At 61.9% G+C, this 13,174-nt stretch carries 10 protein-coding genes and 1 riboswitch; of the genes, 1 reads left to right on the forward strand and 9 read right to left on the reverse strand.

What is annotated here, in order from left to right; genetic code table 11:
- Positions 1 to 33: 33 nt before the first annotated feature.
- The gene (gene alaS, locus HU724_RS21395; protein WP_056788068.1) at positions 34 to 2,649 is read right to left on the reverse strand and encodes an alanine--tRNA ligase; all 2,616 of its coding nucleotides are present in this window, start codon (positions 2,647 to 2,649) and stop codon (positions 34 to 36) included.
- A 146-nt stretch (positions 2,650 to 2,795) separates the two neighbouring features.
- The gene (gene ltaE, locus HU724_RS21400) at positions 2,796 to 3,800 is read right to left on the reverse strand and encodes a low-specificity L-threonine aldolase (protein ID WP_186567704.1); all 1,005 of its coding nucleotides are present in this window, start codon (positions 3,798 to 3,800) and stop codon (positions 2,796 to 2,798) included.
- Positions 3,801 to 4,076: 276 nt separating this feature from the next.
- Positions 4,077 to 4,248, forward strand: a riboswitch (FMN riboswitch).
- A 103-nt stretch (positions 4,249 to 4,351) separates the two neighbouring features.
- Between ltaE and HU724_RS21405 the strand changes: the two genes are divergently transcribed.
- Entirely contained in the window at positions 4,352 to 4,861 is a 510-nt protein-coding gene (locus HU724_RS21405; RefSeq protein WP_122746819.1) for a 6,7-dimethyl-8-ribityllumazine synthase, read from the forward strand.
- A 152-nt stretch (positions 4,862 to 5,013) separates the two neighbouring features.
- Here the strand turns inward: HU724_RS21405 and astE are convergent, their stop codons facing one another.
- The 7 genes from astE to HU724_RS21440 form a co-directional block, all read right to left on the reverse strand.
- Positions 5,014 to 6,021, reverse strand: coding sequence for a succinylglutamate desuccinylase (gene astE / locus HU724_RS21410; RefSeq protein ID WP_122746818.1), 1,008 nt, complete (start codon positions 6,019 to 6,021; stop codon positions 5,014 to 5,016).
- A gap of 12 nt (positions 6,022 to 6,033) precedes the next feature.
- Complete coding sequence (locus HU724_RS21415) at positions 6,034 to 6,324, reverse strand: hypothetical protein (RefSeq protein WP_016773591.1); 291 nt, start codon at positions 6,322 to 6,324, stop codon at positions 6,034 to 6,036.
- Positions 6,325 to 6,380: 56 nt separating this feature from the next.
- Positions 6,381 to 7,727 (reverse strand): N-succinylarginine dihydrolase, encoded by a 1,347-nt coding sequence (gene astB, locus HU724_RS21420; protein WP_133339628.1) that lies wholly within the window; start codon positions 7,725 to 7,727, stop codon positions 6,381 to 6,383.
- A gap of 139 nt (positions 7,728 to 7,866) precedes the next feature.
- Positions 7,867 to 9,336: a succinylglutamate-semialdehyde dehydrogenase gene (gene astD, locus HU724_RS21425; RefSeq protein ID WP_186567737.1), complete on the reverse strand. Its 1,470-nt coding sequence runs from the start codon at positions 9,334 to 9,336 to the stop codon at positions 7,867 to 7,869.
- Positions 9,333 to 10,358: an arginine N-succinyltransferase gene (astA, locus tag HU724_RS21430; RefSeq protein WP_024014014.1), complete on the reverse strand. Its 1,026-nt coding sequence runs from the start codon at positions 10,356 to 10,358 to the stop codon at positions 9,333 to 9,335. Before astA ends, astD begins: the two co-directional genes overlap by 4 nt.
- 51 nt (positions 10,359 to 10,409) lie before the next feature.
- Positions 10,410 to 11,429 (reverse strand): arginine/ornithine succinyltransferase subunit alpha, encoded by a 1,020-nt coding sequence (gene aruF, locus HU724_RS21435; protein WP_024014015.1) that lies wholly within the window; start codon positions 11,427 to 11,429, stop codon positions 10,410 to 10,412.
- 246 nt (positions 11,430 to 11,675) lie between these two features.
- Positions 11,676 to 12,896 carry an aspartate aminotransferase family protein gene (locus tag HU724_RS21440; RefSeq protein WP_122746817.1) on the reverse strand — a complete coding sequence of 407 codons (1,221 nt, stop codon included), beginning with the start codon at positions 12,894 to 12,896 and terminating at the stop codon, positions 11,676 to 11,678.
- Positions 12,897 to 13,174 lie beyond the last annotated feature (278 nt).

Genomic DNA, 13,174 nt, shown 5'->3' on the forward strand with positions numbered 1-13,174 from the left:
CCCGCCACTAGACTGCGAGCCCGGCGAGCCGTCTTATAAAGCCTGCTCGACGAATGGAACGGTCAGCGCCAGCGCGCCATCCAGCGCAGCGGCATCGACACCGCCGCCCTGCGCCATGTCCGGACGACCACCGCCCTTCCCGCCCACTGCCGCAGCAGCCTGTTTCATCAAATCACCGGCTTTGAGTTGGCCAGTCAGGTCCTTGGTTACGCCTGCAACCAGTACGACCTTTTCCTCATGGACACCGCCGAGCAGGATCACTGCGCGGCCGAGTTTGTTTTTCAGCTGATCGACCAGCGCCAGCAGCGCCTTGCCATCCTGACCGTCCAGACGGGCGGCCAAAACCTTCACATCCTTGACGTCCACCGCCGAGGCCGACAGATCGTCGCCCGCAGCGCTGGCTGCCTTGGCCTGCAACTGCTCGAGTTGTTTCTCCAGCAGACGGTTGCGCTCCAGTACCGCCGAGAGCTTGTCGATCAGGTTGTCGCGGCTGCCCTTGACCAGGCTGGCCGCTTCCTTGAGTTGTTCTTCCGCCGCGTTCAAGTAGGCCAGCGCCGCAGCACCGGTGACTGCCTCGATACGACGCACGCCCGATGCCACACCGCCTTCGCTGATGATTTTCAGCAGGCCGATGTCGCCGGTACGGTTGGCGTGGATACCGCCGCACAGTTCAACCGAGAAGTCGCCCATGCTCAGCACGCGCACGCTGTCGCCGTACTTCTCGCCGAACAGCGCCATGGCGCCTTTGTTCTTCGCGGTTTCGATGTCGGTTTCTTCGGTTTCAACGGCGGAGTTCTTGCGAATCTCGGCGTTGACGATGTCTTCCAGCTGCTTGATCTGTTCTGGCTTGATCGCTTCGAAGTGGCTGAAGTCGAAACGCAGGCGCTGACTGTCGACCAACGAACCTTTCTGCTGCACATGCTCACCGAGCACCTGACGCAGCGCGGCGTGCAGCAAGTGCGTAGCCGAGTGGTTCAGCGCGGTGGCGTGACGCACTTCGGCGTCGACGTGGGTTTCCACCGGTGCGCCAATGGTCAGGCTGCCCGAGGCCAGCACACCGTGGTGCAGGAATGCGCCGCCGGTCTTGGTGGTGTCGCGCACGTCGAAGCGGCTGCTGCCGGCCTGAATGAAACCGCAGTCGCCGATCTGGCCACCGGACTCGGCGTAGAACGGCGTCTGGTTGAGCACGATCACGCCTTCCTGACCTTCGCTCAGCACGTCGACCGACTGACCATCCTTATAGATGGCAACGATTTTCGCCGAGCCGCTGGTGGCGGCGTAACCGGTGAATTCGGTGGCCACGTCGACCTTGACCAGAGTGTTGTAGTCCAGACCGAACGAGCTGGCCGAACGCGCGCGAACACGCTGCGCTTCCATCTCACGCTCGAAACCGGCTTCGTCGACGGTCAGCCCGCGCTCGCGGGCGATGTCGGCGGTCAGGTCCATCGGGAAACCGTAGGTGTCGTAGAGTTTGAACACCACGTCGCCTGGCACCACGGTGCCTTTGAGCTCGGCCAGATCCTGCTCGAGGATTTTCAGGCCGTGCTCCAGGGTCTTGGAGAACTGCTCTTCTTCAGCCTTGAGCACGCGCTCGATATTGCTTTGCTGCTTCTTCAGTTCCGGGAAGGCTTCGCCCATCTCGGCAACCAGCGCCGCGACGATCTTGTAGAAGAAGCTGCCGGTGGCGCCGAGCTTGTTGCCGTGACGGCAGGCGCGACGGATGATCCGGCGCAGCACGTAACCGCGACCTTCGTTGGAAGGCAGCACGCCGTCGGCGATCAGGAAACCGCAGGAACGGATGTGGTCGGAGACGACTTTGAGCGACGACTGATCGCCGTTTTCGCAGCCGATCGCTTCAGCCGAAGCCTTGAGCAGGTTCTTGAAAAGGTCGATGTCGTAGTTGGAGTTGACGTGCTGCATCACCGCACTGATCCGCTCCAGGCCCATGCCGGTGTCCACCGACGGCGCTGGCAACGGATGCAACACGCCATCGGCGGTGCGGTTGAACTGCATGAACACGTTGTTCCAGATTTCGATGTAGCGGTCGCCATCTTCTTCCGGCGAGCCCGGCGGGCCGCCCCAGATGTGCTCGCCGTGGTCGTAGAAAATCTCGGTGCACGGGCCGCACGGGCCGGTATCACCCATGGTCCAGAAGTTGTCGGAAGCGTACGGCGCGCCCTTGTTGTCGCCGATGCGGATCATGCGCTCGGCTGGCACACCGATTTTCTGTGTCCAGATGTCATACGCTTCGTCGTCGGTGGCGTAGACGGTGACCCAGAGCTTTTCCTTCGGCAGCTTGAGCACGCCAGTGAGGAAGGTCCAGGCGAAGGTGATCGCGTCGTGCTTGAAGTAGTCGCCGAAGCTGAAGTTGCCGAGCATTTCGAAGAACGTGTGGTGACGCGCGGTATAACCGACGTTTTCCAGGTCACTGTTCTTGCCGCCGGCGCGCACGCATTTCTGACTGCTGGTGGCACGGGTGTACGCACGTTTTTCCTGGCCCAGGAAGCAGTCCTTGAACTGGTTCATCCCCGCGTTGGTGAACAGCAGGGTTGGGTCGTTGCCCGGAATCAAAGAGCTTGAGGCTACACGGGTGTGGCCTTGCTCTTCGAAGAAGCGAAGGAAGGCTTCACGGATTTCTGCGCTTTTCATTAGGTTCTTCCACGGAGGCTGCGGCCAAAGGCCTGTTCGAAACGTCGTGAGACGAAGCGACGGCAAAGGGCCGCATTATATCGGCCCTGCGCGCGGGGTACAGCGTGTTTATACGATAGAAACGGTCAATTGGACGGCTGACGCTGTCACTTGCGTGAAAACTCGACGAATGTCGCGATCACTTGTTCGATTTGCGCGCGGCTGACGTCCATGTGCGTGACCATGCGCAAGCGCGCAGCGGCGCTGAGCCTGATCCCGCGTTCGCCGGCAAAGTCCTTGAGTGCTGCGGCCTTGTCACCCATCTGCACATAAACCATGTTGGTTTGCACGGGTTCGACGACGAAACCGGCCTCACGCAGCCCCTCGGCGAGCAACTGCGCGTTGGCATGGTCATCCGCCAGCCGTTCGACGTGATGATCCAGCGCGTACAAGCCAGCCGCCGCGAGCAACCCGGCCTGACGCATGCCGCCACCGACCATTTTGCGCAAACGCCGCGCCTTGCCGATCAGTTGCTCGGACCCGCACAGCACCGAGCCGACCGGCGCGCCGAGGCCTTTGGACAGGCACACCGACACCGAATCGAAATGCTGGGTGATCTCCCGGGCATCGACGCCGAGCTTGACCGCCGCGTTGTACAACCGCGCGCCGTCCAGGTGCAATTGCAGGCCATGCTCCTGCGTAAAGCGTCGCGCGCGCGCCAGATATTCCAGCGGCAGCACTTTGCCCTGCATGGTGTTTTCCAGCGCCAGCAAACGCGTGCGGGCGAAATGGAAATCGTCCGGTTTGATCGCGGCCGCAACCTGATCCAGATCCAGTGAACCGTCGGCCTGCACTTCCAGCGGCTGCGGCTGAATCGAACCGAGCACCGCCGCCCCGCCACCTTCGTACTTATAGGTGTGCGCCTGTTGACCGACGATGTACTCGTCGCCACGCTCGCAGTGCGCCATCAGGCCGAGCAGGTTGCTCATGGTCCCGGTCGGCACGAACAGCGCGGCGGCAAAACCCAGGCGTTTGGCCAGTTCGGCCTCGAGGTGATTGACCGTCGGATCTTCGCCATACACGTCGTCGCCGGTATCGGCTGCGGTCATCGCCTTGAGCATGGCGGGAGTCGGTTGGGTGACGGTGTCGCTGCGAAGATCGATAACGCTCATGAACCTGGCCTCTGGTCAGATGGGGAAATCCCTTTGTGAAGTGGGATTACTGCGGTCATCGCGCAGATTAATCAACCCTTCGCCGAGTAAAAATCACCGCCCTCAGGAAAAAGCACAATCCATGTGGGAGCGAGCCTGCTCGCGAAAGCGCAGTAACAGTCAGCATATGCGTTGAATGTGTAGCCGCTTTCGCGAGCGGGCTCGCTCCCGCAGTGTCATGTGCATGGCCGGGAAATATGTGTTACAAACTTGCCGCCGCCCGCCTATGGGCGGCACAAACGTTCTCAGGGCGGGGTGCAATTCCCCACCGGCGGTAATTGCGCGCAACGCGCATAGCCCGCGAGCGCTTGGCGTTGCACACGACTTGAGTCGGGTGCTTCGACAAGGTCAGCAGACCCGGTGTGATCCCGGGGCCGACGGTCATAGTCCGGATGAAGAGAGAACGGGATCGACGCCAAAGGGCCGTCCGCGTGCATCCGTGCCTGCGTTCGCACCCTTGCATCCCTTTCGATTCATAACGCCCTGTTTTTCACACAAACAGGAGTCAGAACATGCAACCCACCGCAATCGACAGCAAAAGCAAACACCCACAGGGCGAGCGCGTCGCGTTCATCCAGGCCTGCTGGCACAAGGAAATCGTCGACCAGAGCCGCAAAGGCTTCGTCGCTGAAATGCTGGTGCAGGGTTATCAGGAAGCGGACATCGATTTCTTCGAAGTCGGCGGCGCCTTTGAAATGCCGCTGCACGCCAAGCTGCTGGCCAAGTCCGGCCGTTACGCCGGCATCGTCGCCGCCGCCCTGGTGGTGGACGGCGGCATTTACCGTCACGAGTTCGTTGCGCAATCGGTGGTCAGCGGCCTGATGCAGGTGCAGTTGGAAACCGAAGTGCCGGTGTTCTCGGTGTCGCTGACCCCGCATCACTTCCATTCGGGCGAAGAGCATCAGAAGTTCTTCTTCGAGCACTTTGTGCACAAGGGTCAGGAAGCAGCGCGGACTTGCGCGGACACGCTGCAGAAAGTTCGTGCGCTGCGTCGTACAGAGCCGCGTGCGGTAGCCGTGTAACGTCGAGTGAGTTTTTGACCTCACTCAAATCAAATGTGGGAGCGAGCCTGCTCGCGAAGAGGGACTGCCAGCCGACGACAAGTTGACTGGTAGACCGCTTTCGCGAGCAGGCTCGCTCCCACATTGGTTTTGTGCCGATTCAGATGTCGCTATCAGGCGAGGTTTTCGTCAGTGGCCGGGACGATCAGGATGCCGGCGCGCAGGCCGTTCTTGACCTTGGGGTTGGGGAAGATGATCCGCGCGCCCTGCTCTTCGATCACCCAGCGGGTATTGGCCAGGTCTTCGGCCAGCACATAACCCGGCTCCAGCTCGGAAAAGTTCTCGATGTCCGCCGGCAGATTCAGGCGGAACGCATCGCTGTGCTTGATGATTTCCCGCGCCACGCTGAACAGCTGCAAACCGTCCAGCCCTTCTTCTGTCTCCGGCTCAGTGCCTTCGATGATCTGCTTCAGACGGGTTTCCAGCAGTGAAACGTTGACGCCGTCGTTCTGCCCGAACGGCCGCGCCTTGCCCAGTTCCAGGGTGAAAGCCTCGGCGTCGAGTTTGTCGTAGGTGTACGAACTGAAGACGATGGATGGCTTGTTCTGCAACAGCACTGCTTCCATGCCGGCGGCGCGCAGGCGCGCCAGTTCGCGACGGGAATGCTGGCGCCCTTCCTTCCACGGGTACAAGGCGAACTGTTCGATCTTCGACCCACGAATCGCGGTGTGCAGGTCGTAGTGCAGACGCTGGCGCTCGGGTTTGCTGAAGAAACTCGCCGCCAGCCGTTCCAGCTCACAGGCGCGCAACGCTTCCGAGCCGCTGCTTTGTTCGTGGCGGCCGTTGAACAGCCGATTGACGTCCTGCTCGACGAAACGCTCGCCCTTGCGAATCGCTTCCGGGTTGCCGAACAGGAACAGAATGCGTGCGCGCGGCTTGAGATCGCCGCGTGCGATGTCGTGCAGCAGCCGATCAAGCAACTCGATCGGTGCCGTTTCGTTGCCATGGATGCCTGCCGACAGCAGCAGGTCGAGGCCATTGTCGCGCGCTTCCGGGGGCCGCACTTCCAGCGCCCCTTCGCTCAACCAGCGCATGCGCACGCCTTCGACAGTCAGTTGAGTCTTCTCCGCCGGTTCGCGGCCGGCGAGGGTCAGTTCAAGCAGTTTGCCGAGGGCGAGCATAGAGCGGTTTCCTTAGTGGTCGTGGTTGCAATCCGGGCCGTGCACGTGATCCTCGTCAGCGCCGAGGTCAGCCGGTTCCATTTCCAGTTGCAGACTTACCAGATTAGTCGCCAATGGGCGCAGCAGCAGGTTGGCGTACTCTTCGTCACCTTCCTCGACGTCGACGCCGATCAGCAGCTGGCCACGGCCGTCCTGCTGGATCCACAGCTCTTTGCCTTGCCACATGACCGCAACGCGGGTGCACGAGGTTTGCAATTGCGTGCCGTCGGTGTCTTCAAGGATCAGCTGCAGGGAATCGCTCATGTTTTTACTCTCTTGGGTGACACGCCGCGCGCCGCGTTCAGGCAGCGCGCTGGCGATCAATTGATCTGGAAGGGATAAACCGCGCCCAGTTTAAGGATTTGCGTCAGTTCATCCAGTGCCGTCCGGCATTCAAGCAGCAACTGCGGGTCCGCCAGATCGGTTTCGCTCAGGCGGTCGCGATAGTGCTTTTCAACCCATGCGGTCAACGAACCGTACAACGGGGCCGTCATGATAACCCCTGGGTTGACCGCCGCCAGTTCGGTTTCATTCAGCGCCACGCGCAGACGCAGGCATGCCGGGCCACCGCCGTTCTGCATGCTTTGCTTGAGATCGAAGACCTTCACTTCGCGGATCAGCCCGCCGGAACTGGTCAGGCTCTGCAGATAAGTCCAGACGCGTTCGTTCGCCTGGCATTCCTGCGGCACGATCAGCAGCATCGAACCGTCAGGGCGCGAGAGCAACTGGCTGTTGAACAGGTACGAACGCACCGCGTCATCCACGGTGACCGCCGAACGCGGCACGCAAACAGACTGGAAGTTGCCGCCGACCTTGGCCAGTTTGCCTTGCAGTTCGGCGAGCATCTTGTCGGTCTCGAGGAACGCGTCCTCGTGATAGAACAGCACTTCACCGTTGCCCACGGCGATCACGTCGTTATGGAACACGCCCTGATCGATGACGTTGGGATTCTGCTGCGCGTAGACCACGCCTTCGTCACGCAGACCGTGCAGACGCGCCACGGCTTGCGAGGCTTCGAGGGTCTGGCGTGCCGGGTATTTCTGCGGCGCCGGGAAGCGATTGTCGAAGGCGCTGCGGCCGAACACGAAGAACTCGACGCCCGCTTCGCCGTACTCACGGCAGAAACGCGTGTGGTTGGCCGCGCCCTCGTCGCCGAACTGCGCCACTGCTGGCAAAGCGGCGTGATGGGCGAAGTGCTGTTGATTGGCGAACATCGCGCCGAGCACGCGACTGGTGGTCGGGTGTTCGATGCTGCGGTGATATTTGCAATTGAGGTTGGCGGCGGTGAAGTGCACGCGGCCGTCAGCGGTGTCGGCACTTGGGCTGACCGTGGCGGCGTTGGCCACCCACATGCTCGACGCCGAGCAACTGGCGACCAGCAGCGGCATCGCTTCCTTGGCGGCGCGCTCGATCACCTGCGCGTCAGTGCCACTGAAGCCCAGACGGCGCAGCGCGGCCACATCAGGACGCTCCTGCGGAGCCAGCACGCCTTGCTGAAAGCCCATGTCCATCAGCGCTTTCATTTTGGCCAGACCTTGCAGCGCCGCTTCCTTCGGATTCGAGGATTGCTGACTGTTGCTCTGCGAGGCGACGTTGCCGTAGGACAGACCACCGTAGTTATGGGTCGGCCCCACTAGACCGTCAAAATTGACTTCATAGGATTTCATCAGCGAGGCTCCACGAGAATCTGTTGTTATAGGCATCGAGTAACAATTAGGTAAGACCGCGGTGCGGCCTTCGCGAGCAGGCTCGCTCCCACAGGGAAATGCATTCCTATGTGGGAGCGAGCCTGCTCGCGAATGGGCATCACGCCATTTTCACGCCAGGCGTCAGGGCCGATGGCAGCACCAGGCTCGGGGTTTCCAGCGAGGCCACCGGGTACGCGCAGTAATCCGCTGCGTAGTAGGCGCTGGCGCGGTGGTTGCCCGAGGCGCCGACACCGCCGAATGGCGCGCTGCTCGCGGCGCCGGTCAGCTGTTTGTTCCAGTTGACGATGCCGGCGCGGCTTTCCAGCCAGAACTGCTGGTATCGCGCTTCGGAATCGGAGAGCAAACCGGCGGCCAGTCCATAAGCGGTGTTGTTGGCTTCATTGATCGCCGCGCCGAAATCGGCATAGCGGATCACTTGCAGCAGCGGCCCGAACAGTTCTTCGTCCGGACGCTCGGCTACGGCCGTCACATCGACAATGCCCGGGGTCAGCAAGGCCGATTGCGCCTGTGGCTGAGTCATTTCCAGCAGCGCCACCGCGCCGTTGGCCAGCAGTTGTTCCTGCGCATCCATCAGCGCTTTCGCCGCGCCGAGGGAAATCACCGAGCCCATGAACGGTGCCGGTTGCTGATCGAAGGCACCGACTTCAATGGTCGAACTGACTTCCACCAGACGCTTGAGCAGGCTGTCGCCCCACGCGCCTTGCGGCACCAGCAGACGCCGGGCGCAGGTGCAGCGCTGGCCGGCGGAAATGAACGCCGACTGAATGATCGTGTACACCGCCGCGTCCAGATCAGCGACCTGATCGACCACCAGCGGGTTGTTGCCGCCCATCTCCAGCGCCAGAATCTTGTCCGGACGCCCGGCGAATTGCTGGTGCAGGTGATTGCCGGTGCGGCTCGAACCGGTGAAGAACAGGCCGTCGATACCCGGGTTCGCCGCCAGCGCGATGCCGGTTTCCCGCGCGCCTTGCAGCAGGTTCAACACGCCTGCCGGCAGACCGGCTTCGATCCAGCACTTGACCGTCAGCTCGGCGACTTTCGGCGTCAGTTCGCTGGGTTTGAACAGCACACTGTTACCGGCCAGCAGCGCCGGGACGATATGACCGTTGGGCAGGTGGCCGGGGAAGTTGTAAGGACCAAACACCGCGACCACGCCATGCGGCTTGTGGCGCAATACGGCGGTGGCGTCGCCCAATGGGCCGCTCTTCTCGCCGGTGCGCTCGCGGTAGCTCTGCACCGAAATCGCGATCTTGTTGACCATGCTGGTCACTTCAGTCGCGGCTTCCCAAAGCGGTTTGCCGGTTTCTTCGCCGATGGTGCGAGCCAGTTCGTCAGCGTGGTTTTTCAACGCAGCAGCAAAAGCTTCGAGGACGCTGATGCGCTCCTCGAGGGTGCAACGTGCCCACTGAGGAAACGCCTGGCGAGCAGCCTGAACCGCCGATTCGACCTGCGCGGCAGTGGCGCCCTCGCCCGCCCACAGCACTTGCTGGGTCACCGGGTTCAAAGATTGAAAGGCTTCGCCCTGACCGGCCAGCCACTCACCTGCGATGTATAGCGAATTCATTATTTCGACTCCCGTGCAGCGGACAACGCCACGGCGCGAACCTGATCGCCGGCGCTGAGTTGAAGACGTTTCGCGGTCTGCGGATCGACCACCAGGGTGCCCGCAGCCAGACGCGCTGGGGCAGCCGTGATGCGGCAATCCTCGCGCTTGCGGTTGTGGATGATGAACGGCGTGGCGTCATCGCCCGGCGTGCCGACGGCCAGCACCAGCGCTTCGCTGTCACGCACCGCGCGGATCTTGCTGGTTTCGCATTCGATGGCCGGGCCGGCGTCGAAGATGTCGACGTAACCCTGGTAGCTGAAGCCTTCGCTTTTGAGCATCGCCAGTGCCGGCTCGGTGTCAGGGTGCACCTGGCCGATGACGTTGCGCGCGTCCGGCGACAGGAAACAGGTGTACAGCGGGAATTTCGGCATCAGTTCGGCGATGAATGCCTTGTTGCCGACGCCGGTCAGGTAATCGGCCTGGCTGAATTCCATCTTGAAGAAATGGCGGCCGAGGCTTTCCCAGAACGGCGAGCGCCCGGCGTCATCGGACACGCCGCGCATTTCGGCGATGATCTTGTTGCCGAACAGCTCCGGGAACTCGGCGATGAACAGCATGCGCGCCTTGGACAGCATCCGGCCGTTGAGACCGTTGCGGTAATCGGCGTGCAGGAACAGCGAGCACAGCTCGGAATTGCCGGTCAGGTCGTTGGCCAGAAACAACGTCGGGATTTCGCGATAGATGTTCAGCTCTTGCGAAGCGCTGACCGTCAGACCGACGCGGAAGTTGTACCAGGGCTCACGCAGGCCAACCGCGCCGGCGATGGCGGAAATCCCCACCACACGGCCGTCATCGTCTTCGAGCACGAACAGATAGTCGGCATCGCCACGCCCGGCTTCGCCGCGAAAGGTCTTCTCGGCCCAGCCGACCCGGTGGGTCAGGCGCTCTTCGTTGGCCGGCAAGGTAGTCAGGCCGGTGCCGGTGCTGCGGGCCAGGTCGATCAGCGCGGATAAATCGCTGCTGCGTACGGGACGAACAATCATGCTATCTCCTCAAACGGGCCGCTCGCGCCACCCGTGAAACTCGCTAAGGCGTTAAACCGCCACCAGGCGCACGCTGGCACCTTCACCGACGCCCAGGGCTTCGGCTGCTTCCATATCCAGCGTCACCGGTTTGCCCGGCGCGTAATCCAGCTCCAGCAACACCGCGCGGTAATCCTGCAACTGTGCGTTGGCCACCAGGTACTGACGCCCGGCGCCTTTGACCGGCTCGCCGATCTTCACCGGCACCACGCGGCTCTGGGCGATCGAACGGATCCCGGAAACCCGCGCATGCAGGGTCGGGCCGCCGTCGAAGATGTCGATGTAGTGATCAGTCTCGAAACCTTCGCGCATCAGGATGTCGAAAGTGATCTGCGCACGCGGGTGCACCTGGCCCATCGCCTCTTGGGCGGAATCCGGCAGCAGCGGCACGTAGATCGGGTAATGCGGCATCAGCTCGGCGAGGAAGGTACGGCTTTTCAGCCCGCACAGGCGCTCGGCCTCGGCGTAGTTGAGGTCGAAGAAGTTACGCCCGATGGCATCCCAGAACGGCGAGTCACCGTTTTCATCGCTGTAACCGACAATCTCGGTCACCACCGAATCGGCGAAACGCTCCGGGTGGCTGGCAACGAACAGCAGGCGACCTCGGGAATTGAGCTCGGCCCACGGCGATCCGACCAGTTCGCGCTGCACGTAGAAACTGGTCAGCAAGCTGTTGCCGGTCAGGTCGTGACACTGCGAGAGCACGTGGATCTTGTTATGGATCTTCAGTTCGCGCGAGGCGTGGACGAAGGTCTCGTTACGGAAGCTGTAGAACGGCTCCGAGTAGCCGGCGGACGCGACGATGGCCGAGCAGCCGACCAGTTTGCCGGTGCTCGAGTCTTCGAGGACGAAGAAGTAGCTCTCTTCACCGTTGAAGCTCACTTCGGCGGCAAACGAAGCTTCGCTCGCGGCGATCTTGTCGCTCAGACGTTCCACGTCATCCGGCAAGGAAGTGACACCAATCGGGCTGTCCGCAGCCAGACGCTGTACCTCGCCCAGATCAGCCATTTGCGCGGGGCGCATCACCAGCATGGTGTCACTCCTTTCTCTTCAATATTCACAGAAAAAACCGGGCCCACATAAAGATCGATGCAGGAATGGGACTTGTGGCGAGGGGATTTATCCCCGCTGGGGGGCGAAGCACCCCCAAAAATCTGGGGCCGCTGCGCAGCCCATCGGGGATAAATCCCCTCACCACAGGTTCAATCCAACAGGTGAATGTGCCCGGTATCAAAAATTGGTTCGGCGCCGGAAAAACTCCAGGCGCCGAAAGGTCCATCAGGCTTGCGTCAACTTCGCGGCAGCACGTTCGAAGCGGTCGAGACCAGCGTCGATATCGGCGTCTTCCACCACCAGGCTCGGGGCGAAACGGATCACGTCCGGGCCAGCCTGGAGAATCATCAGGCCTTCCTGCTCAGCGGCGTTGAAGATGTCCTTGGCCTTGCCTTTCCACGCTTCGCTGAGCACGCAACCGATCAGCAGACCGAGACCACGCACCTGAGTGAACAGGCCGTATTTCTCGCCGATCTGTTGCAGGCGGGTCTTGAACTTGTCGTGCTTGGCGTTCACGCCGTTCAACACCTCAGGGGTGTTGACCACGTCGATCACCGCTTCGGCGACGGCGCAGGCCAGCGGGTTGCCGCCGTAAGTGGTGCCGTGGGTGCCGACGACCAGATGTTTGGCCAGCGCTTCGGTGGTCATCATTGCCGCGATCGGGAAACCACCGCCCAGGCTCTTGGCGCTGGTGAGGATGTCCGGGGTCACGCCGTAATGCTGGTAAGCGAACAGCTTGCCGCTGCGGCCCATGCCGGTCTGCACTTCGTCGAACACCAGCAGCGCGTTGTTCGCGTCGCACAGTTCGCGGGCACCTTGCAGGTAAGCCAGTTCGGCCGGCAGTACGCCGCCCTCGCCCTGGATCGGTTCCAGCACGACCGCGCAGGTCTTGTCGGAAACCGCGGCTTTAAGCGCCGCCAGATCGTTGTAGGGAACGTGGGTGATGCCAGTGATTTTCGGGCCGAAACCGTCGGAGTACTTCGACTGGCCACCGACGTTGACGGTGAACAGGGTACGGCCGTGGAAGCTGTTCAGCGCGGCGATAATTTCGTATTTCTCGGTGCCGAAACGGTCGAATGCGACGCGACGGGCCAGCTTGAATGCGGCCTCGTTGGCTTCGGCGCCGGAGTTGCAGAAGAACACGCGCTCGGCAAACGTGGCGTCGATCAGCTTGTGCGCCAGACGCAGGGCCGGTTCGTTGGTGAACACGTTGGACACGTGCCACAGCTTGTTCGCCTGTTCGGTCAAGGCACCGACCAGCGCCGGATGCGCGTGGCCCAGGACGTTGACGGCAATCCCGCCAGCGAAGTCGATCAGCTCGCGGCCGGCCTGATCCCAGACCCGGGAACCGGCGCCACGCACCGGAATGAAAGCGGCAGGCGCGTAGTTGGGAACCATTACCTGGTCGAAATCGGCGCGTTGTACCGCAGCGTGCTCAACGGACATCGGAGTCTCCTGAAGAGGAACACCCGCCTGGAACTGGCGAGCGATGAGGGGATTGTAAGGACAGTTGGGTGCCCGGCCTTGTCGCCAAGCGACAACTTCTTATAGCGCAAACCCCGGATTTTCCCGGGTTTACGGCAATGCGACATATAGCGTCGCAAAGGCGCAGTTTACCGGGCGCGGCCGATTTGCGGCAGGCCGCGCAGGATACCAAGTCAGCCTCATGGCGCAGACATGAATATGTACCGCACGGCGAACCTTGCTTGCTGATTTGCTGAGAG

The organism is Pseudomonas iranensis, assembly GCF_014268585.2.
Lineage (GTDB): Bacteria > Pseudomonadota > Gammaproteobacteria > Pseudomonadales > Pseudomonadaceae > Aquipseudomonas > Aquipseudomonas iranensis.